The organism is Tepidimonas thermarum (genome assembly GCF_007556705.1).
In the GTDB taxonomy this organism is placed as follows: Bacteria; Pseudomonadota; Gammaproteobacteria; order Burkholderiales; family Burkholderiaceae_C; genus Tepidimonas; species Tepidimonas thermarum.
This window is the reverse complement of sequence record NZ_VJOL01000003.1, coordinates 64,259-83,605: the sequence shown is the minus strand read 5'-3', so window position 1 is coordinate 83,605 and position 19,347 is coordinate 64,259. Positions and strand designations below refer to the sequence as shown.

Sequence of the window (19,347 nt, the reverse complement as noted above, 5' to 3'; positions counted from 1 at the left end):
ATCGTAAAGGAATTGGAGCGCGCACCATGCTGAAAAACAAAACCGCCCTGGTCACCGGGTCCACCAGCGGCATTGGGTTGGGCATTGCCAAGGCGCTGGCCCGTCAGGGTGCCAACATCGTGCTCAACGGGTTTGGGGATGTCGAGGGCGCGCGCGCGCAAGTCGCCGCGCTCGGGGTGGAGGTGTTCTACCACGGCGCGGACATGAGCCGGCCCGCCGAGATCGAGGACATGATGCGCGCGGCGGCCGATCGGTTCGGGCGCGTGGACGTGCTGGTCAACAACGCGGGCATCCAACACGTGGCGCCGGTGGAGGATTTTCCGCCCGAGCGTTGGGACGCGATCATCGCCATCAACCTCAGCAGCGCCTTTCACACCACGCGACTCGCCCTGCCGGCCATGAAGGCGGCCAACTGGGGGCGCATCATCAACGTGGCGTCGGTGCACGGCCTGGTGGCCTCGGCACACAAATCGGCCTACGTCGCCGCCAAACATGGGCTGGTGGGCCTGACCAAAGTGGTGGCGCTGGAGACGGCGACCACGGGCGTGACCTGCAACGCGATCTGCCCCGGCTGGGTGCTGACGCCGCTGGTGCAAAAACAGGTGGACGCCAAGGCTGCCGCGCTGGGCGTGAGCAACGAGGAAGCCACGCGGCTGCTGTTGGGCGAAAAAGAGCCGTCGATGCAGTTCACCACACCCGAGGAGTTGGGCGAGCTGGCGGTATTTTTTTGCTCGCCCGCGGCCAACAACGTGCGCGGCGTGGCGTGGAACATGGACGGCGGCTGGGCCGCGCAATAACCGCGGCCGATCACCGCGGTCGTGTGGCCCATCACTTGAGCCGCACGCTGCCCGCCACGGTCACCTGCACCACCGCTTGGCCGGGGTCCACCGGCAACGGGGATGCTGTTTCGGCGCTGGCTGCCATGGCCCGCAGCAGGGGGCGCGGCTGCGGGCCAGGCACGGCGGCGTCGATGCGCACCTCGCGCAGCTCCCAGGCTGCAAAGCCAAATGCGCGCGCCACGTCCGCGGCCTGCTGGCGAAAGGCCTCGATGGCCTGCTGCCGCAGCGCCGCCTCGGCCTGGCGGGCGGCTTCGCGGCTGAGCGACATCTGCACGCCCGTGACCGCCATGCCAGGCAGCTCGGCCGCCAGCGCCGCCACGCCCGCGAGGTCGCGGCCCTGCAGCCGCAGCTCGGCGCTGCCCTGCCAGCCACTCCATTGCCCATCGCGCCCGTAGCGCGGCTGGACCTGAAAGTCGCCGCTGGCCACTTCCAACCGGCCCGGCCGCTCCTGCGGCCGCGCGCGTGCCAGCGCCTGCTCCAGCGTGCGTTGCAGATGGGCCTGCACCGCTGCGGCATCCGGTGCCTGGTGGCGCGCCACCACCGTGACCGTGATCCAGTCCTGCGGCAGGCGCTGCTCGGCTTGGGCGCTCAGGTGCACCACGTGGTGCACGACGGCGTGCGCGGCGTGGACGTCGGCGGTGCCTTGCGCCCCGGCTGGGGTGGCCAGCGCGCCAAGCAGCGCGGGCACGGGCAGCCACCGGCGCCACCCCCGCGCCCAACGATGGGCATGGAGGGTGTGGACACGCATCCGTTTGCCCTGGTGCGATAACGGGTCAGGCATGATGCACGCTTCCTCGAACAGTCAGTCGCCAACCGGCTCGGGCGGGACGCTCCCAGCCGACGCATGGGCCTATTGTGCGCGATGCGCGCAACACCGTTGGTCGTTTTCGTCAGCGGTGTCCCCAGGGCAGCGCCGTCGCTCCGACACTGGCCCGCAATTCTTGCCACAATGCCTGCATGAACACACCACGACGCCCGCCCCGCCTCGTGATCGTCGATGACGACAGCCGCATCCGCGAGCTGCTGCACCGCTACCTCAGCCAGGAGGGCTTTGAAGTGCTGCTGGCCGAAGACGGCGCGCGCCTGGACCGGCTGCTGTTGCGCGATACCGTGGATTTGATCGTGCTCGATCTGATGTTGCCCGGCGAAGACGGCTTGTCCATCTGCCGCCGCCTGCGCGCCGGTGGCGACCACACACCCATCATCATGCTCACCGCCAAGGGGGAGGACGTGGACCGCATCGTTGGGCTGGAGCTGGGGGCCGATGACTACCTGCCCAAACCCTTCAACCCGCGCGAGTTGCTGGCGCGCATCCATGCGGTGCTGCGCCGCCGCCCGCCACCGGAGGCGCCGGGTGCCGCGGCGGCCGACCGGGCGGTGGTGCGCTTTGGGCCGTTTACCTTCGACCTCGGACAGCGCACGCTCACCCGCGACGGCGCCGAAGTGCCGCTGACCACGGGCGAGTTCGCCATGCTCAAGGCGCTGGTGCGCCACCCGCGCCAGCCCATGTCGCGCGACAAACTGGCCCAACTGGCGCGCGGCCGGGAGTTCGAACCGTTTGACCGCAGCCTGGACGTGCAGGTCTCGCGCCTGCGCAAGCTGATCGAGCCCGACCCGGCCAACCCGCGCTACATCCAAACCGTCTGGGGGGTGGGCTACATGTTCGTGCCGGACGACTGATGAGCCTGTTTTGGCGCAACTTTCTGCTGCTCTCGGGGCTGTTGCTGCTGAGCGTGCTGGCGTGGTTTCAGACCTTTCGCACCCTGGAGCAGGAGCCGCGCGCCCTGCAAAGCGCCCAGGGCCTGGCGTCGCTGGTCAATCTCACGCGCGCCGCGCTGATCTACACCGACCCGATCGCGCGCGTGGCGCTGGTCAAGACCCTGGTGGACGAAGAAAACGTGCGGATTGCGGTGCGCGACGACAACGACACCTACACCCCGTTCGAGCCCGACTCGGTGGGCCACCGGGTGGCGCTGGCGCTGGAGGACCGGCTCGGGCCGGGCACCATCGTGGCGCGCGAGGTCAACGGCTTCGATGGGTTGTGGATCGGCTTTGCCATCGAGGGGGAGCGTTACTGGCTGCTGGCCGATCCCTCGCGTCTGGAAGCGGTGCGGGGACGGACGTGGTTGGTCTGGCTGGCGTCGGCCCTGGGGCTGTCGCTCATCGGGGCGGTGGTCATCACGCGCCTGATCAACCAGCCCTTGCAGGCGCTGGCGCGCGCCGCGGCCCGCGTGCGTGAAGGCGAGTTCGACACCGCGCACCTGGACGAGCGGCTGGCCACGCACGAAATCGCCAGCGTCAACCGCGCCTTCAACCGCATGGCCGAGCAGCTCGCGCGCGCAGAGACCGACCGGCGCCTGATGCTGGCGGGCATCTCGCACGATTTGCGCACGCCGCTCGCGCGGCTGCGCCTGGAAATCGAAATGGGGGTGCCCGACGCCGCCACGCGCGCCCGCATGGCCGATGACGTGGCGGACGTGGACGCCATCATCGGGCAATTTCTGGACTATGCGCGCGAGCGGCCCGTCGTGACCTCGCCCACGCCGCTGGCCACGGCGATCGAGCGCGCCGCCGCCCCCTACCGGCAGCGCCCGGACGTGGCGCTGCGCGTGCAGGCCCCGCCGGGGTTGCACGTCCAGGCCGACCCCACGCTGCTGCACCGGGTGCTGACCAACCTGTTTGAAAACGCCACCCGGCACGGCCGCAGCGACGACGGCCAGGTGCACCTCACGGTGCAGGTCGCCACCGAAGGCCCGTGGGTCGTGCTCAGCGTCAGCGACCGTGGCCCCGGCGTGCCCGAGGCCGCGCTGCCACGCCTGACCGACCCTTTCTTTCGGGCCGAAAGCGCGCGCACCACACCCGGCAGCGGCCTGGGTTTGGCGATCGTGCGCCGCGCGCTCGAGCGCATGGGCGGGGAATGCGCCCTCCGCAACGCTGACGGCGGGGGCCTGGAGGTCACGCTGCGCCTGCGCTTGGCATGAGCCGCCGGCGCCAACCCCGCGTCAGGCCGTGCCCGCGCGGCGCTGCAGCAACACCACCGCGCGCGCCTCGATGCTCAGACCCTGCCCCACCGGGCCCAAGCGCTCGGCGGTCTTGGCCTTGACGTTGACCGCATCCGGCGGCACACCCAAACAGCGCGCGATACGGTCTTGCATGGCCGCCCGGTAGGGCCCCAGGCGCGGCGCCTGGGCCACGACCGTGGCGTCGACATTGACCGGCTGCCAACCCCGCTCGCGCACCGCCGCAGCGACCGCCTGCAGCAGTTGGCCGGAGTCCGCGCCTTCAAAACGCGCGTCCGTATCCGGAAACCAGGTGCCGATGTCGCCCAAGCCGGCTGCGCCCAGCAACGCATCGGTGATCGCGTGCAGCAGTGCGTCGGCGTCGGAGTGGCCCAGCAGCCCGCGGCCAAACGGGATCTCCACACCCCCCAGCACCAGGCGGCGCCCGGGCACCAGCGCGTGGACGTCCCAGCCCTCACCCACGCGCCACGCGGGCGCCGCACCTGCTTGCAGCAAGGCTTCGGCCACGGCGAAATCCTCCGGATAGGTGACTTTGATGTTTTGCGCATGGCCACGCACCAGCCGCGGCCGCGCGCCGGCGTGCTCGATGGCGCTGGCCTCGTCGGTGATGCCGGCAAAGCCGCTGGCCTGGTGCCGCTGCAGCGCCGCGCGCAACGCGCCCAGGCGGAACATCTGCGGCGTCTGCGCCAGCCATTTGCCCTCGCGGGGCAGCGTGTGCTCGACCCGCCCGTCGGACGCGCCATCCTTGAGCGTGTCGGCCAGCGGCATGGCCAGCAGGCCGCCCACGGGGTCGTCCCGGCAGGCTTCGATCAGCGCCGCGATGTCCGCCGGGCGGACCAGACAACGGGCCGCGTCGTGCACCAGCACCCAGTCGTGCGCGCGCGCCCCGGCGCTGGCCAGCGCCTGCAGACCGTTGAACACACTTTCGGCGCGCGTGGCACCCCCGACGCGCCAAGCCCGCACCCGCTCACCATCGCCCAGCGGGGTCGGGTCGTCGGGCGCCAGCACCACCGCCACGCCCACCAGCGCCGGCACCGCCGTCAACGCCGCCAGCGTGTGGTCGATGACGCGCCGCCCGGCCAGCCGGTGGTACTGCTTGGGGCCAGCCAACCCGGCGCGGCTGCCGCTGCCCGCGGCAGGCACCAGCGCGTAGCAGCGCGGCGCGGCGTCGCCGTCCTGCGGCCATGCCGCCCCACGGGCGGGGTCGGCATCGGGGCATGCGGTGGTATCGGTCATGGCCGCGGATTCTAGAATGCAGCCCCTCATGGACCTTCCTCGCCTCCTCCCCGGCAAGAGGTTTCAGTCGCCGCGTCCGCCTGCGTCGGCCGACGCGCTGGTGCTGGCCGCCCAGGCCGCCCGCGACAAAGCCGCGGGCCGTCCCACCGCCATCGTCTGCGCCGACGCCGCCGACGCCCAGCGGCTGCTGGCCGAGCTGCCCTTTTTCGAGCCGCAGCTGCGCTGCGCCCTCTTTCCCGACTGGGAAACCCTGCCCTACGACACCTTCTCGCCGCACCAGGATCTGATCTCGGAGCGGCTGGCCACGCTGTGGCGCATCCAGCAGCGTGGCGCCGACGACGGCGCCGACGTGATCCTGGTGCCGGCAACCACGGCCTTGGCGCGCCTGGCCCCGCCTTCGTTCCTGGCTGCCTACACCTTCACGTTTCAGACCGGGCAGCGGCTCGACGAGGCGCGCCTGCGCGCGCAGCTGACGCTGGCCGGCTACCAGCACGTGACCCAGGTGGTCAGCCCGGGCGAGTACGCGGTGCGCGGCGGACTCATCGACCTGTTCCCGATGGGGGCGGCCATGCCGTACCGGATCGATCTGTTCGACGACGAGATCGACTCCATCCGCACCTTCGACCCCGATACCCAGCGCAGCCTCTACCCGGTGCCGGCGGTGCGCCTGCTGCCCGGGCGCGAATTTCCCATGGACGAGGCGGCGCGCGCGCGCTTTCGCGCCCGCTGGCGCGAGTGGCTGGAGGGTGACCCCACCAAGAGCCGCCTCTACAAGGACATCGGCAACGGCGTGGCCACCGCCGGCATCGAGTACTACCTGCCGCTGTTTTTCGAGGACACCGCCACCGTCTTCGACTACGTGGGCGCAGACGCGACGCTGGTGCTGCACGGTGACGTGGAGGATGCCTTCCAGCGCTTTTGGCAGGACACGCGCGAGCGCTACCGCTTGATGCAGGGCGACCCGGAACGCCCGGTGTTGCCGCCCGAGACCCTGTTTTTGGATGCCGAGGGCTTTTATGCCCGCGCCAAGCCGCACGCGCAATGGGCGCTGCGGCCCGCATCCGGCGAGGAGGCGGTGGCCGCCTGGCGCGGCGTCATCGACACGCTGCCCGACCTGACCGTGCAGCGCGGCGCCGACGACCCGCTGCAGCGGCTGCACGCGCACCTGCAGCACAACCCCGCGCGCGTGCTGATCCTGGCCGAAAGCGAGGGCCGGCGCGAAAGCCTGCTGGATTTTTTGCGTGCCAGCCGCCTGGACCCGCCGGGCTTTGACGACCTGGCCGCGTTTCGCGCCAGCGCCGAGCGCGTGGGCATCGCCACGGCGCCCCTGGCCGCCGGCTTTGCCTGGCCCGAGGCGGGCCTCGAGCTCGTGACCGAGACCGAACTGTTTGCCGCCGGCCCCACGCTGCGCCGGCGCCGCAAGCAAGAGCAGGTCAGCGACGTCGAGGCGCTCATCAAGGATTTGAGCGAGCTGCAAATCGGCGACCCGGTGGTCCACGCCCAACACGGCATCGGCCGCTACCGCGGCCTGGTCAACCTGGACTTGGGCGAGAAAAACCCCGACGGCACCCCGGCGCTGCAGGAATTTTTGCACCTGGAGTATGCGCAGCAGGCCACACTCTATGTGCCGGTGTCGCAGCTGCACCTGATCAGCCGCTACACCGGCGTCAGCGCCGACGAGGCCCCGCTGCACCGCCTGGGCAGCGGCCAGTGGGACAAGGCCCGGCGCAAGGCCGCCGAGCAGGTGCGCGACACCGCCGCCGAGCTGCTGGACGTCTACGCCCGCCGCGCCGCGCGCGCCGGGCACGCCTTCCGCTTCGACGCCAAGGACTACGAGGCCTTCGCCAACGACTTCGGCTTCGAGGAAACACCGGACCAGCGTGCCGCCATCCACGCCGTCATCCAGGACATGATCAGCCCACGCCCCATGGACCGGCTGGTGTGCGGCGATGTGGGCTTTGGCAAGACCGAGGTGGCGCTGCGCGCGGCCTTCGTCGCGGTCACCGGCGGCAAACAGGTGGCGTTTTTGGCGCCCACCACGCTGCTGGCCGAGCAGCACTACCAAACCCTCAAGGACCGCTTTGCCAAGTGGCCGGTGCGCATCGCCGAGATGAGCCGCTTTCGCACCGCCAAGGAAATCGCCGCCGCCCTCAAAGGGCTGGAAGACGGCAGCATCGACATCGTGGTGGGCACGCACAAGCTGCTCAGCGAAAAAACGAAATTCAAAAACCTCGGCCTGCTCATCATCGACGAGGAGCACCGCTTTGGCGTGCGCCACAAGGAGGCGATCAAGGCCCTGCGCGCCGAGGTGGACGTGCTCACCCTCACCGCCACCCCCATCCCGCGCACACTGGGCATGGCGCTGGAGGGCCTGCGCGACCTGTCGGTGATCGCCACGGCGCCGCAGCGGCGCCTGGCCATCAAAACCTTCGTGCGCGAGGAAAACCACGGCGTCATCCGCGAGGCGGTGCTGCGCGAGCTCAAACGCGGCGGGCAGGTGTACTTCCTGCACAACGAGGTGGAGACGATCGAAAACCGCCGCGCCCAGCTCGAAAAGCTCCTGCCCGAGGCGCGCATCGCCATCGCCCATGGCCAGATGCCCGAGCGCGAGCTCGAGCGCGTCATGCGCGACTTCGTGGCGCAGCGCTTCAACCTGCTGCTGTGCTCGACCATCATCGAAACCGGCATCGACGTGCCCACGGCCAACACCATCGTCATCAGCCGCGCCGACAAGTTTGGCTTGGCGCAGCTGCACCAGCTGCGCGGGCGCGTGGGCCGCAGCCACCACCAGGCCTACGCCTACCTGCTGGTGCCCGACATGCAGGGCCTGACCAAGCAGGCCGCGCAGCGGCTGGAAGCGATCCAGCAGATGGAAGAACTCGGCAGCGGGTTCTACCTGGCCATGCACGACCTGGAAATCCGCGGCGCCGGCGAGGTGCTGGGCGAAGCGCAAAGCGGCAACATCACCGAGGTGGGCTTTCAGCTCTACAACGAGATGCTGGCCGAGGCCGTGCGCAGCCTGCGCGAGGGCAAGGAGCCCGACCTGCTCAAGCCGCTGGCCGCCACCACCGAGATCAACCTGCACGCGCCCGCCCTGCTGCCGCAGGACTACTGCGGCGATGTGCACCTGCGGCTGAGCTTCTACAAAAAGCTCGCCACCGCCAAGACGCACGCGCAGCTCGACGCCTTGGTCGAAGAAATCGTCGACCGCTTTGGCAAACTGCCGCCGGCGGCGCAAAACCTGATCGACGTGCACCGGCTGCGGGTGCTGGCGGCGCGCTGCGGCGTGGTCAAAATCGATGCCACGCCCACCCACGCCCTGCTGACCTTTGGCCCCAACCCGCCCGTGGACCCGATGCGCATCATCGAGCTGGTGCAAAAGAACCGCCACATCAAGCTGGCCGGCCAGGACCGCCTCAAGATCGAGCGCGCATTGGCCGAGCCGCGCCAGCGTGTGCAGCTCATCCGCGACGTGCTGCGCCACCTGTTGCCTGGCGCCGATGCCTGAGTGACCCTCCGCCCGAACGCCCGATGACCACCCCATCCCCCACCCCGGCAACCGCCGATACGCCCCTGGTGGCCGAGCGCCACACCTGGTTCGACGACGCCCAGGCGCTGCTGACCGGCACCCTCATCGTCGCACTGGGGCTGGTGCTGTTTCGGCACGCCGGCTTCGTCACCGGCGGCACCGTGGGGCTGGCGTTCGTGCTGCACTACGCCACCGGCTGGCCCTTTGGCGCGCTGGTGTTTGCCATCAACCTGCCGTTTTACGCCCTGGCCTGGGTGCGCCTGGGCCCGGCGTTTACGCTCAAAACGGTGTTGGCGGTGGGCCTGCTGGCCATCCTGACCGAGGCCATGCCGCATTGGCTGGCGCTGCAGCGGGTGCACCCGCTGTTTGCCGCCGTGGCCGGCGGCCTGCTCATCGGGGTGGGCTTCATCATCCTGTTTCGGCACCGCGCCAGCTTGGGCGGCTTCAACACCCTCGTGCTGTGGCTGCAGGAGCGCTTTGGCTGGCGCGCGGGGGCGGTGCAGCTCGCCATCGACGGCGCCATCCTGCTGCTGGCCGTGCCGTGGGTGGGCGGCTGGCAGCTGGCATTGTCGGTGCTGGGGGCGGCGCTGATGAACTTCACGCTGGCCATCAACCACAAGCCCGGGCGCTACGTCGCCTATTGAGGCCGGCCGCAACGCCCGTTGCAAACGTCCGTCCCGGGCCGACACGACACCGGCACCCGCGGCGGGTTTCTCTCTATACTCGCGGGCGCCTTCGCCCCCGCTGACTGCCATGAACCCACTGACCGAAATCGCCCCCGGCCTGAGCATCCAGGGCATCACCCCCCCGCTGCGCCTGCGCGACTTCAAGCTGATCGCCTTCGACATGGACTCCACGCTCATCAACATCGAGTGCGTGGACGAAATCGCCGACGCCGCCGGCCGCAAGGCCGAGGTGGCCGCGATCACCGAGGCCGCGATGCGCGGCGAGATCCCCGACTACAAAGAGAGCCTGCGCCGGCGCGTCGCGCTGCTGGCGGGCGTGCCGGTGGAGCACCTGGAGCAGGTCTATCGCCAGCGCCTCAAACTCAACCCTGGCGCAGCCGAACTGGTGCTGGCCTGCAAGGGCGCGGGGCTGAAGGTGCTGCTGGTCAGCGGTGGCTTTACCTTTTTTACCGACCGGCTGCGCGAGCGGCTGGCGCTGGACTTTGCGCGCAGCAACCAGCTCGAGGTGGTCGACGGCCGCCTCAGCGGCCGGCTGCTCGAGCAGAGCTGGGGCGACATCTGCGACGGTGCCGAAAAACGCCGTACCCTGTTGCAGGCGTGTGACCTGATCGGCTGCACACCGGCGCAGGCCATCGCCATGGGCGATGGCGCCAACGACCTGGAGATGATGGCCGCTGCCGGTTTGTCGGTGGCCTACCGCGCCAAGCCCAAAGTACGCCTGCAGGCCAAGGTGGCCATCGACATGGGCGGGCTCGACCGCTTGTTGGAGGTGGTGCAACCGTAAGCGCCGCGCTCAGCCCGGCTCGGCGCCGCTGGCGGGCGGTGGCAGCGCCGACGCCCACTGCTCGCACGGCGTGGGCCGGCCAATCAGATACCCCTGCAAGACCCGACAACCCTGTTCGAGCAGGTAGTCGCGCTGCTGCGGCGTCTCCACCCCTTCGGCCACGGTGCGCAAACCCAGCGTGTTGCTCAGCGCGATCACCGCGCGCACGATGGCGTCGCTGCCGCGGTCGTGCAGCATCGAGCGCACGAAGGACTGGTCGATCTTGACTTCGTCCACCTGCAGCGAGCGCAGGTACGACAGCGACGAATACCCGGTGCCGAAATCGTCCAGCGAAATCTGGATGCCATGGGCGCGCAGCGCCTGCAAGCGGCGCGCCGAGTCGTCCAGATCGCCGAGGAAGACGCTTTCCGTGACCTCCAGCACCAGGCGGCGCGGATCGGCGCCGCTGGCGCGCACGATGGCCAGCACGTCGTCGACGAAGTCCGGCTGGCGAAATTGGCGCGAGCTCACGTTGACCGACAACGCCAGCGGCGACTGCGGCGTCCCCGCGCGCGGCATGGAGTCCCAGCGGGCCAGCAGTTCGCACGCCTGGCGCAGCACCCAGCGGCCAATCGGCACGATCAGCCCCGTCTCTTCGGCGATGTCGATGAAGACACCCGGCGCAACCAACTGCCCGTCGTCGCGCAACCAGCGCAACAGCACCTCGGCACCGACGATGCGGCCCGTCGCATCCGCCTGCGGCTGCAGGTGGAGCCGAAAGCGCTCGTGCACCAGCGCCTCGCGCAGCCCTTGCTCGATCGCCACGCGCTCGCGCACCGCCTCCTGCATCGAGTCGTGGTAGAAGCGCAGGCCGTTGCGCCCCTCCTCCTTGACGCGAAACAGCGCCACCTCGGCCTGCTTGAGCAGCGATTCGGGCGTGACCTCGGCCCCGGAGAACACCGTCAGGCCGATGCTGACGGTGGCGTAGTACGGCTGGGGCGCGCCCGGCGGCGCAAAGGGGCGCAGCATCTCGGCCTGCAGCTTGTGCGCCAGGCGTTCGGCATGCGCCGCCGCCAGCGCCGGATGGTCCGAGAGATCCGACAGAACCACGGCAAAGGCATCGTCGCCCAGGCGCGCCACGGTGTCCTCGTGCCGCACCGCCTGCTGCAGGCGCTGCGCCATCTCGCGCAGCACGGCGTCGCCCGCATCGTGGCCGAGCACATCGTTGATGTGCTTGAAGCGGTCGATGTCCACCAGCAGCAACGCCCCGCTGCCGCCGTGTCGCCGCAGCGACAGCACGCTCTGGCGCAGACGATCGAGCAACAGCGCCCGGTTGGGCAGCCCGGTGAGCTGGTCGTAGTACGACAGCTCGTGCACGCGCTGCTGCGCCTTGAGGCGCTCGGTGACATCCACCTTGATGCCGACGTAGTGCGTGACCGTGCCGTTGGCGTCGCGCACCGGCGCGATCGTGACCTCCTCGTCGTAGGGTGTGCCATCGCGCCGGGTGTTGTGAAACACCCCGCTCCAACACTGCCCGCTGGTCAGCGTGGCCCACATCTCGGTGTAGGTGCTGCGCGGCGTGCGCCCCCGGTTGAGCAGGCGCGGGTTGCGGCCGAGCAGCTCGTGCGCGGGGTAGCCGCTGATGCGCTCGAACGCCCGGTTGACGTACACGATGTTGGCCGCGGCGTCGGTGATGACCACACTTTGCGGACTTTGCTCGATGGCGGTTTGCAGCAGGCGCAGCTCGGACTCGCTGCGCCCCAGCGCCTGCACCATGCGCTCCAGCCCGGTCTCGACCGCGGCAAACTCCACCAGCGGCGAGCGTGGCGTGAGCACCACGTCGCGGCGCCCTGCGGCCACGTCCGCCACCGCGGTCTGCAAACGCGCCAGCCAGCGCTCCACCAGCCGGTGCACCTGCAGCCGCGCCAACGCCACGACCCCCACCACCAGCACCGCCAGCAGGGCCAGGCGACGCAGCAGCGTGTCGTCGATGGCCGACAGCGTGCGCTCCAGCGGCGCCTCCAGCACGACGTACAGGGGCTGGTGCGCAAACCGCAACGGCAGCAACCCCACGAGCCGGCGCCCCTGCGCATCGCGCAGCTCATGAAACGCGTCCTCGCTCTCGTCTGGCGCGCGCCCCGCCAGGGGCTGCAGGCGGCTCCACAGCGGCAGCGGCTGGCGCTCGCGGGCTGGCGCGGCGTCCGTCAACGGCACCCCCTGGGCATCGACGACCGTCACCCGCCACCCCTCGGGCAAGCGCAGCGTATCCTGCATGGCCGCAAACCACTCGCGCTGCAGCGCCGCAAACAGCAGGACGTGCAATTGCCCGTCCGGCCGGCGCACCGGGTAGCCGAACACGAGCCCGGGCTGGCCGCTGATGCGGCCAATCACCACCTCGGCACGCGTGAGGTCGTTGGCCGCAAGCGCCTCGACATACCATTGCCGATCCACCACCGACACCGACGGCGAACCGGGCGGCAGGGGCCGGCCGCTGCAAAACACCATGCCATCGGGCAGCACCGCGCCCAGGTTGTTGAAGCGGTCGAACGTCAGCAGCAGACGCGCGGCCAACCCGCTGCACGCCAGTGGGTCGCGCTCTTGCAAATCATTGGCACGCGCCATCAAACGCAAGGCGGTGCGCACCTCGTCCAGCGCCTGCGCCTCGCGCGTTTGCACCGCCAGGTAAACCGCGCGGATTTCGTCGCGCAGCGCCTGGCGTGCCGCCTGGTGCGCGCGGCGATGGTCGAGCACCGACATCGCCAGCATGGGCAGCACCGTCGCCAGCACGAGCAGCCACAGCCGCACGGACAGCGAGTTCAGCACCACCGCTGCACCCTCCTATGCCTGTGCGGGCTGGCCAAGCGTGGCTGCCGCCTCATGCCGCCTCCCCTCGTCTTACGCCGGCTCCGGCACGCTGGGCAGCCCCGACAGCGCCATGGCCAGCTCGCGCTCGTCGTAGGTTTCGTCGCTGAGCTCACCGGCAAAGTACTTCTGGTACGCCGCCATGTCGAAGTGGCCGTGGCCGCAGAGGTTGAACAGGATGGTTTCGCTGCGGCCCTCGCGCTTGCAGCGCAGCGCCTCCTCGATCGCGCCTTTGACCGCGTGGTTGGCTTCGGGCGCTGGCACGATGCCCTCGCTGCGCGCAAACAGCACGCCCGCCTCGAAGCATTGCGTCTGCGTGTAGGCAACGGCCTCGATCAACCCCAGCTCTTTGAGGTGCGACACCAGCGGCGCCATGCCGTGGTAGCGCAGCCCGCCGGCGTGGAACGGCGGCGGCGTGAAGGTCGAGCCCAGGGTGTGCATCTTGGTCAGCGGCGTCAGGTGCGCGGTGTCGCCAAAGTCGTAGGCGTACTTGCCGCGTGTCAGCGACGGGCACGCGGCCGGCTCCACCGCCACGATGCGCGGCTTGGCGCCGCCGCGCAAGCCGTGGCGGATGAACGGGAACGCGATGCCCGCGAAATTGCTGCCGCCCCCCGTGGCGCCGACGATCACGTCCGGCCAGGCATCGGCCATCTGCAGCTGCTCCATCGCTTCCAGGCCGATGACGGTCTGGTGCAGCAGCACGTGGTTGAGCACCGAGCCCAGCGCGTACTTGGTGTCCTCGCGCTGCGCGGCCAGCTCGACCGCCTCGGAAATCGCGATGCCCAGGCTGCCCGGGTGATCGGGGCGCTGCGCCAACACGCGCCGGCCATATTCGGTTTCCATCGACGGCGAGGCCAGGCAGCGCGCGCCATACGTTTCCATCACCGCGCGGCGGTAGGGCTTTTGGTCATAGCTGACCCGCACCTGGAACACCAGCACCTCCAGCCCAAAGAGCTGGCCGGCAAACGACAGCGACGTACCCCACTGGCCCGCGCCCGTCTCGGTGGTCAGGCGCTTGGTCCCCGCCTGGGCGTTGTAAAACGCCTGTGGCACCGCGGTGTTGGGCTTGTGGCTGCCGGCGGGGCTGACGCCCTCGTACTTGTAGAAGATCTTGGCCGGCGTGCCCAGCGCCTTTTCCAGCCGGTGGGCGCGAAACAGCGGACTGGGCCGCCACAGGCGGTAGATTTCGCGCACCGGTTCGGGGATTTCGATTTCCCGCTCGGTGCTGACCTCCTGCAGGATCAGCTCCATGGGGAACAGCGGCGCCAAGTCGTCGGGCCCGACGGGCTGCAGCGTCCCCGGGTGCAGCACCGGCGGCGGGGCCTTGGGCAGGTCCGCCGCGATGTTGTACCAGTATTTGGGCATCTGGCTTTCCTGTAGCAAAAATTTGGTCGGGGTGGTCATGGGGTCAATCTCCTCGGGACGGTAAAAGGCGTGCCGGCACGCGGTACGATGGCGCCATGGCTCGCATGCGCCATTTTGTACGCGAAGCTGCCGTCACCCTGACGCTCGCCCTTGGGGTTTTCCTGGGGCTGCAGGCGTGGCTGACGCGCGGCACGCCCGAGCACTGGGCGCCGTCGGGCACCTTGGCCTGGTTGCTGCCCGACGGGACCGAGGGCCGCGGCACCTGGCAGGACCTGCGCGCCCAGCTCGGTCTGGACGCGCACGCGCCGCTGGCGCTGCACGTGTGGGCCACCTGGTGCAGCATTTGCCGCGCCGAAGAGAGCACCGTCACCGCGCTGGCCGCCACCCACCCCGTCGTCACCGTGGCCACCCGCAGCGGCAACGCCGCCAGCGTGCGCGCGCACCTGCGCCAGCGCGGCTTGCCGTGGGTCACGCTGCTCGACACCGATGGGCGCATCGCGGCAGCACATGGCTGGAGCTCCGTCCCAGTGTTTGCCGTGCTCGACGGCGCCAACCGCCTGCGCCACGTCACGGTCGGCTACACCACCGGCTGGGGCATGCGGCTGCGCCTGTGGTGGGCGGGCTAGACCCCGCGTGTCATCCGTGCAGCGCCGCGGCCAGCCGGCGCACCCCTTCGCGGATGCGTTCCTCGTCCACGGTGGCAAAGCTCAGCCGCAGCGTGGCCACGTCGGGATCGCGCGCAAAGAAGGGCGCGCCAGGCACAAAAGCCACCCCGTGCGCGATCGCGCGCTGCGCCAACGCCACGGCGTCGGTCGGACCGCCGCCGGCACCCGTCAAGCGCGCCCACACGAACAGCCCGCCGCGCGGCGGCACGAAATCGATCGCCGCGCCCAAGGTCTGCTGCAGCGCCTGCACCATGGCGGCGGCGCGCTGTGCATAAATGCCACGCACGCGCTGCAGCGTCGCCGGCATGCGGCCGCTGGCCAGGTACTGCGCCGCCGTGGCCTGGGCAAAGGTGCTGGTGTGCGCGTCGCTGAACTGCTTGCACATCGTGGCCTTGGCCAGCAGCAGGGGCGGCGCCACCATCCAGCCGATGCGCAGCCCGGGCGAGAGCACCTTGCTCAGGCTGCCGCAGTGCACCAGGCAGGCCCGGCCGCCCGGCACCTCGTGGCTGAGTGCCAGCAGGCTGGGCGGCGGCGGGACGTCGAAGTACAGGTCGCCATAGGGGTCGTCTTCGACCACCAGCGTGCGCGTGCGCACCGCCAGCTCCAGCACGCGGCGGCGGCGCTCCAGGCTCATTTGCGCGCCACTCGGGTTGCCAAAGGTCGGGATCAGGTAGACGAACTTGGGCCGGTGCTGCGCGATCAGGCGCTCGAGCGCCTCCACATCGGCGCCCTGATCGTCCACCGGCACCGTGATCAGCTCGGCCCCATAGAGCTTGAAGCACTGGATCGTGGCCAGGAACGTCGGTGCCTCGACGATGACCTTGTCACCCGGCGAAATGAGCGCCTTGCCAATCAAATCCAGCGCCTGCTGGCTGCCGGTGGTCACGATCAGGTCGGTGGCGGTCACGTCGCGCGCGCCCTTGCCGGCCATGAAGGCGGCGAGCTGCTCGCGCAGCGCGTCCAAGCCTTCGGTCGCACCGTACTGCAGCGCCGCGCCGGCTTGGCTGTCCAGTGCCGCCAGCGTCGCCTCGCGGATGCCGTCCACGTCGAACAGCGCCGCATCCGGAAACCCGCCGGCAAAGCTGATGATGCCCGGCTTGCCCAGCAGCTTGAACAGCTCCCGGATGGCCGATGTCTCGACGTGGTTGAGACGCTCGGCCAGACGCACCGGCTCGCTCGCGGCACAATCGCTCATGAACACTCCTTGCATTGCAGGACGGCGCCCTCCGGCGCTGCCCCCACCATGACACCGCGTGACATCGAGGCATTCTTTTCGACCTTGCAGGCCGCACGCCCCCATCCGCAGACCGAGCTCGAGTATACGAGTGCGTTCGAGCTGCTCGTGGCGGTGCTGCTGAGCGCCCAGGCCACGGACGTGAGCGTCAACAAGGCCACGCGGCGGCTGTTTGCCGTGGCCAACACGCCGCAGGCCATCCTCGCGCTGGGGCAGGCGGGGTTGGAGGCCCACATCCGCACCATTGGGCTGTACCGCAGCAAAGCGCGCCACCTGCTGCAGACCTGCCAGCTTTTGCTGGAGCGCCACGGGGGCGAGGTGCCGCGCGATCGGGCTGCGCTGGAGGCGCTGCCCGGTGTCGGCCGCAAAACGGCCAATGTGATCCTCAACGTGGCATTTGGCGAGCCGACCATCGCCGTGGACACCCACATCTTCCGCGTCGCCAACCGCACCGGGCTGGCCCCAGGCAAAACCCCGCTGCAGGTGGAGCAGGCGCTGTTGGCACGGGTGCCGCAGCGTTTTTTGCGCGATGCGCACCACTGGCTGATCCTGCACGGGCGCTACGTGTGCACGGCGCGCGCCCCGCGCTGCACCACCTGCACGGTGGCCGCGTGGTGCGACCACGCCCGCCGCAACGCCGGGGCGGATGCTAAGCCACCGGCATCCCCCGCCACCGCGCCTCGGCGCGTTGCGCGCACCCCCCGCCCATGAGCCGCGCCGCCCCCCTGCCCTGGCTCGAACCCGGGGATCCGTTTCCGCCCGTCGAGCAGGCATGGGGCGCGCGTGACCCCATCCCGGGGTTGCTGGCCGCCGGCGGCGCGCTGGACGTGGACACCTTGCTGCGCGCGTATCGGCACGGCATCTTCCCCTGGTTTGGCGCCGAGCAGCCGGTGTTGTGGTGGAGCCCGGACCCCCGCATGGTGCTGCGGCCGGCGCGGTTTCGCCTGCACGACTCGCTGCGCAAGGCGCTGCGCGCCGGCCTGCGCCGTGGCCAGCTCGACATCCGCATCGACAGCGCCTTCGACGCCGTGATCGCCGCCTGCGCCCACACACCGCGTCCGGGGCAAGACGGCACCTGGATCGTGCCCCCGATGCAAGAGGCCTACCGTGCCCTGCACCGCGCCGGCCACGCGCACAGCGTCGAAGCCTGGTGGGAGGGGAAACTGGTGGGGGGCCTGTACCTGGTCAACATCGGCCGCGCGGTGTTTGGCGAGTCGATGTTCAGCTGGCGGCGTGACGCCTCCAAAATGGCGTTGGCGGCCTTGGTGGCCGCCTGCCGTGCCTGGGGCGTGCCGCTGATCGACTGCCAGCAAGCCACCCGGCACCTGGCCTCGCTTGGCGCGGCCGAGGAACCCCGCCACGACTTCGTGCGCGCCATCCAGCACGCCTGCGCGGCCCCGGCCCCCACGTGGCGCTGGGATTGCCTATACTGGCAACAGTTGTGGCCCGGTGCGCCGTTGCTGCCCACAGACCGCCCGTGAACCCTGCCGCTGCCCCGTGACCCGCTTACAGGAACTGCCCCTGACCGCCGTGCAGTTCTACGCCACGGCGCCTTACCCGTGCAGCTATTTGCCGCAGCGGCTCGCGCGCTCGCAGGTGGCCACACCCAGCCACCTCATCCAAGGGGAGACCTACTCCCGCCTGGTGGCCAGCGGCTTTCGGCGCAGCGGTCTGTTCACCTACCGCCCGCACTGCGACGGCTGCCAAGCCTGCATACCGCTGCGCGTGCGCGCGGCCGAGTTCGTGCCCAACCGCAGCCAGCGACGCGCCTGGCGCGACCATGGCACGTTGCGCGAGCGGGTCATGCGGCCGGGCTTTGCGCCTGAGCACTATGCGCTGTACCTGCGCTACCAGCGCAGCCGCCACCCCGGCGGCGGCATGGACCACGACAACGTCGAGCAGTACAGCCAATTCCTGCTGCAAAGCCACGTCAACTCGCGCCTGGTCGAATTCCGCGCACCGGCGCCGCCCGGCAGCCCCGAGCCCCTGGTCATGGTCGCGCTCATCGACCTCATCGACGACGGGCTGTCGGCGGTCTACACCTTCTACGACCCCGACTGGCCGGGATCGCTGGGGACCTATAGCGTGCTGTGGCAAATCGAGCAGGCGCGCCGGCTGCACCTGCCTTACGTGTACCTGGGCTATTGGATCGCGGACAGCCCCAAGATGGCCTACAAGGTGCGCTTTCGACCGCACGAGCTCTACCAGGACGGCCAGTGGCGCCTGGCCCTCTGAACCCCAAAACCGGGCTGGCGTGGCGCTGTCACCCCCACCCCACCGCACCGCGCGGGAAACGGCGCGATTTCATCTCGTAAAATGGCGTCTCGCCACGACAGCGAGGCCATGCGCAACCCGGATACCCCACCCTCCACACGCCCCAGTGTGCAAGTGCTCGAGCGCATGTTCATGGTGCTCGACGCCTTGGCGCGGCACGAAGACCCGGTTTCGCTCAAGACCCTGGGCGAGGAAACCGGGCTGCACCCTTCGACCGCGCACCGCATCCTCAACGATTTGGCCATTGGGCGCTTTGTCGAGCGGCCCGAGCCGGGCATGTACCGGCTGGGCCTGCGCCTGCTCGAGCTGGGCAACCTCGTCAAAGCCCGGCTCGACGTGCGTGAAGTCGCCCTGGGTCCGATGCGCGAGCTGCACCGCCTGATCCAACAGCCGGTCAACCTGAGCGTGCGTCAGGGCGATGAAATCGTCTACATCGAGCGCGCGTACAGCGAGCGCTCCGGCATGCAAGTCGTGCGCGCCATCGGCGGCCGTGCACCGCTGCACCTGACCTCGGTCGGCAAACTCTTCCTCGCGCACGAGGACCCGCAACGCCTGCGCGCCTACGCCACGCGCACCGGGCTGGCTGGCAACACGCCCAACAGCATCACCCAGCTGGCCGTGCTGGAAAAAGAGCTGGCCCTGTGCCGCCGCCTGGGGGTGGCGCGCGACAACGAGGAGCTCGAGCCCGGCGTGCGCTGCATGGCCGCCGGCATTTACGACGACCAGGGCCGGCTGGTGGCGGGGTTGTCGATTTCCGCGCCCGCCAACCGCATCGACGAGAGCTGGCTGCCCAAGCTGCAGGCCACCGCCGCCCACATCAGCCGGGCGCTGGGGCACCGCGCACGCACGCCGTAAGCGGCGGACGCGCCACCCC

General features: G+C 70.1%; 16 protein-coding genes. 11 read left to right on the top strand and 5 right to left on the bottom strand.

Annotated elements, in window-relative coordinates; all coding sequences use genetic code 11:
* Positions 1 to 26 precede the first annotated feature (26 nt).
* A complete protein-coding gene (locus Tther_RS01795) occupies positions 27 to 797 on the top strand; it encodes a 3-hydroxybutyrate dehydrogenase (RefSeq protein WP_143900270.1) in 771 nt (256 codons plus the stop codon).
* Between the two features lie 31 nt (positions 798 to 828).
* On the opposite strand, the gene Tther_RS01790 is transcribed toward Tther_RS01795, so the two are convergent.
* Entirely contained in the window at positions 829 to 1,620 is a 792-nt protein-coding gene (locus Tther_RS01790) for an SIMPL domain-containing protein (RefSeq protein WP_143900268.1), read from the bottom strand.
* A gap of 176 nt (positions 1,621 to 1,796) precedes the next feature.
* On the opposite strand from Tther_RS01790, the gene ompR reads away from it, so the two are divergent.
* On the top strand, positions 1,797 to 2,519 hold the full coding sequence (gene ompR, locus Tther_RS01785) for an osmolarity response regulator transcription factor OmpR (protein ID WP_143900267.1): 723 nt from the start codon (positions 1,797 to 1,799) through the stop codon (positions 2,517 to 2,519).
* Positions 2,519 to 3,820, top strand: a complete 1,302-nt coding sequence (locus Tther_RS01780) for an ATP-binding protein (protein WP_143900265.1) — start codon at positions 2,519 to 2,521, stop codon at positions 3,818 to 3,820. Before ompR ends, Tther_RS01780 begins: the two co-directional genes overlap by 1 nt.
* A 21-nt stretch (positions 3,821 to 3,841) precedes the next feature.
* Here Tther_RS01780 and ispD read toward each other — a convergent pair whose 3' ends face one another.
* Positions 3,842 to 5,095 (bottom strand): 2-C-methyl-D-erythritol 4-phosphate cytidylyltransferase, encoded by a 1,254-nt coding sequence (gene ispD, locus Tther_RS01775; RefSeq protein ID WP_143900263.1) that lies wholly within the window; start codon positions 5,093 to 5,095, stop codon positions 3,842 to 3,844.
* A gap of 28 nt (positions 5,096 to 5,123) precedes the next feature.
* Between ispD and mfd the strand changes: the two genes are divergently transcribed.
* The 3 genes from mfd to serB all read left to right on the top strand — a co-directional run bounded on the left by mfd (position 5,124) and on the right by serB (position 10,094).
* Complete coding sequence (gene mfd / locus Tther_RS01770; RefSeq protein ID WP_143900261.1) at positions 5,124 to 8,603, top strand: transcription-repair coupling factor; 3,480 nt, start codon at positions 5,124 to 5,126, stop codon at positions 8,601 to 8,603.
* A 23-nt stretch (positions 8,604 to 8,626) separates the two neighbouring features.
* Complete coding sequence (locus Tther_RS01765) at positions 8,627 to 9,268, top strand: YitT family protein (RefSeq protein WP_143900259.1); 642 nt, start codon at positions 8,627 to 8,629, stop codon at positions 9,266 to 9,268.
* 109 nt (positions 9,269 to 9,377) lie between these two features.
* A complete protein-coding gene (gene serB / locus Tther_RS01760) occupies positions 9,378 to 10,094 on the top strand; it encodes a phosphoserine phosphatase SerB (RefSeq protein WP_143900257.1) in 717 nt (238 codons plus the stop codon).
* 9 nt (positions 10,095 to 10,103) lie between these two features.
* Here serB and Tther_RS13615 read toward each other — a convergent pair whose 3' ends face one another.
* On the bottom strand, positions 10,104 to 12,899 hold the full coding sequence (locus Tther_RS13615; RefSeq protein ID WP_143900255.1) for a bifunctional diguanylate cyclase/phosphodiesterase: 2,796 nt from the start codon (positions 12,897 to 12,899) through the stop codon (positions 10,104 to 10,106).
* A 69-nt stretch (positions 12,900 to 12,968) separates the two neighbouring features.
* Positions 12,969 to 14,339 carry a TrpB-like pyridoxal phosphate-dependent enzyme gene (locus Tther_RS01750; RefSeq protein ID WP_143900252.1) on the bottom strand — a complete coding sequence of 457 codons (1,371 nt, stop codon included), beginning with the start codon at positions 14,337 to 14,339 and terminating at the stop codon, positions 12,969 to 12,971.
* Between the two features lie 56 nt (positions 14,340 to 14,395).
* Here Tther_RS01750 and Tther_RS01745 point away from each other — a divergent pair, with 56 nt between their 5' ends.
* Positions 14,396 to 14,926, top strand: coding sequence for a redoxin family protein (locus tag Tther_RS01745; RefSeq protein ID WP_143900249.1), 531 nt, complete (start codon positions 14,396 to 14,398; stop codon positions 14,924 to 14,926).
* A gap of 10 nt (positions 14,927 to 14,936) precedes the next feature.
* Here the strand turns inward: Tther_RS01745 and Tther_RS01740 are convergent, their stop codons facing one another.
* Positions 14,937 to 16,133, bottom strand: coding sequence for an aminotransferase-like domain-containing protein (locus tag Tther_RS01740; protein ID WP_185974973.1), 1,197 nt, complete (start codon positions 16,131 to 16,133; stop codon positions 14,937 to 14,939).
* A 75-nt stretch (positions 16,134 to 16,208) separates the two neighbouring features.
* Between Tther_RS01740 and nth the strand changes: the two genes are divergently transcribed.
* The 4 genes from nth (at position 16,209) to Tther_RS01720 (ending at position 19,328) form a co-directional block, all read left to right on the top strand.
* The gene (nth, locus tag Tther_RS01735) at positions 16,209 to 16,910 is read left to right on the top strand and encodes an endonuclease III (protein WP_143900245.1); all 702 of its coding nucleotides are present in this window, start codon (positions 16,209 to 16,211) and stop codon (positions 16,908 to 16,910) included.
* On the top strand, positions 16,907 to 17,680 hold the full coding sequence (gene aat / locus Tther_RS01730; protein WP_143900243.1) for a leucyl/phenylalanyl-tRNA--protein transferase: 774 nt from the start codon (positions 16,907 to 16,909) through the stop codon (positions 17,678 to 17,680). Before nth ends, aat begins: the two co-directional genes overlap by 4 nt.
* A 16-nt stretch (positions 17,681 to 17,696) precedes the next feature.
* Positions 17,697 to 18,434, top strand: coding sequence for an arginyltransferase (locus Tther_RS01725; RefSeq protein WP_143900240.1), 738 nt, complete (start codon positions 17,697 to 17,699; stop codon positions 18,432 to 18,434).
* 81 nt (positions 18,435 to 18,515) lie between these two features.
* A complete protein-coding gene (locus Tther_RS01720) occupies positions 18,516 to 19,328 on the top strand; it encodes an IclR family transcriptional regulator (protein WP_246098867.1) in 813 nt (270 codons plus the stop codon).
* The last annotated feature ends 19 nt before the right edge of the window (positions 19,329 to 19,347 follow it).

Excerpts from the sequence above, each read along its gene's own strand:
- Tther_RS01790 (WP_143900268.1), bottom strand. The coding sequence starts at position 1,620 with ATGCCTGACCCGTTATCGCACCAGGGCAAACGGATGCGTGTCCACACC.
- mfd (WP_143900261.1), top strand. The coding sequence starts at position 5,124 with ATGGACCTTCCTCGCCTCCTCCCCGGCAAGAGGTTTCAGTCGCCGCGT.
- aat (WP_143900243.1), top strand. The coding sequence starts at position 16,907 with ATGAGCCGCGCCGCCCCCCTGCCCTGGCTCGAACCCGGGGATCCGTTT.
- Tther_RS01720 (WP_246098867.1), top strand. The coding sequence starts at position 18,516 with ATGGCGTCTCGCCACGACAGCGAGGCCATGCGCAACCCGGATACCCCA.
- serB (WP_143900257.1), top strand. The coding sequence starts at position 9,378 with ATGAACCCACTGACCGAAATCGCCCCCGGCCTGAGCATCCAGGGCATC.
- nth (WP_143900245.1), top strand. The coding sequence starts at position 16,209 with ATGACACCGCGTGACATCGAGGCATTCTTTTCGACCTTGCAGGCCGCA.
- Tther_RS01750 (WP_143900252.1), bottom strand. The coding sequence starts at position 14,339 with ATGACCACCCCGACCAAATTTTTGCTACAGGAAAGCCAGATGCCCAAA.
- Tther_RS01795 (WP_143900270.1), top strand. The coding sequence starts at position 27 with ATGCTGAAAAACAAAACCGCCCTGGTCACCGGGTCCACCAGCGGCATT.
- Tther_RS01780 (WP_143900265.1), top strand. The coding sequence starts at position 2,519 with ATGAGCCTGTTTTGGCGCAACTTTCTGCTGCTCTCGGGGCTGTTGCTG.
- Tther_RS01765 (WP_143900259.1), top strand. The coding sequence starts at position 8,627 with ATGACCACCCCATCCCCCACCCCGGCAACCGCCGATACGCCCCTGGTG.
- ispD (WP_143900263.1), bottom strand. The coding sequence starts at position 5,095 with ATGACCGATACCACCGCATGCCCCGATGCCGACCCCGCCCGTGGGGCG.
- ompR (WP_143900267.1), top strand. The coding sequence starts at position 1,797 with ATGAACACACCACGACGCCCGCCCCGCCTCGTGATCGTCGATGACGAC.
- Tther_RS01745 (WP_143900249.1), top strand. The coding sequence starts at position 14,396 with ATGGCTCGCATGCGCCATTTTGTACGCGAAGCTGCCGTCACCCTGACG.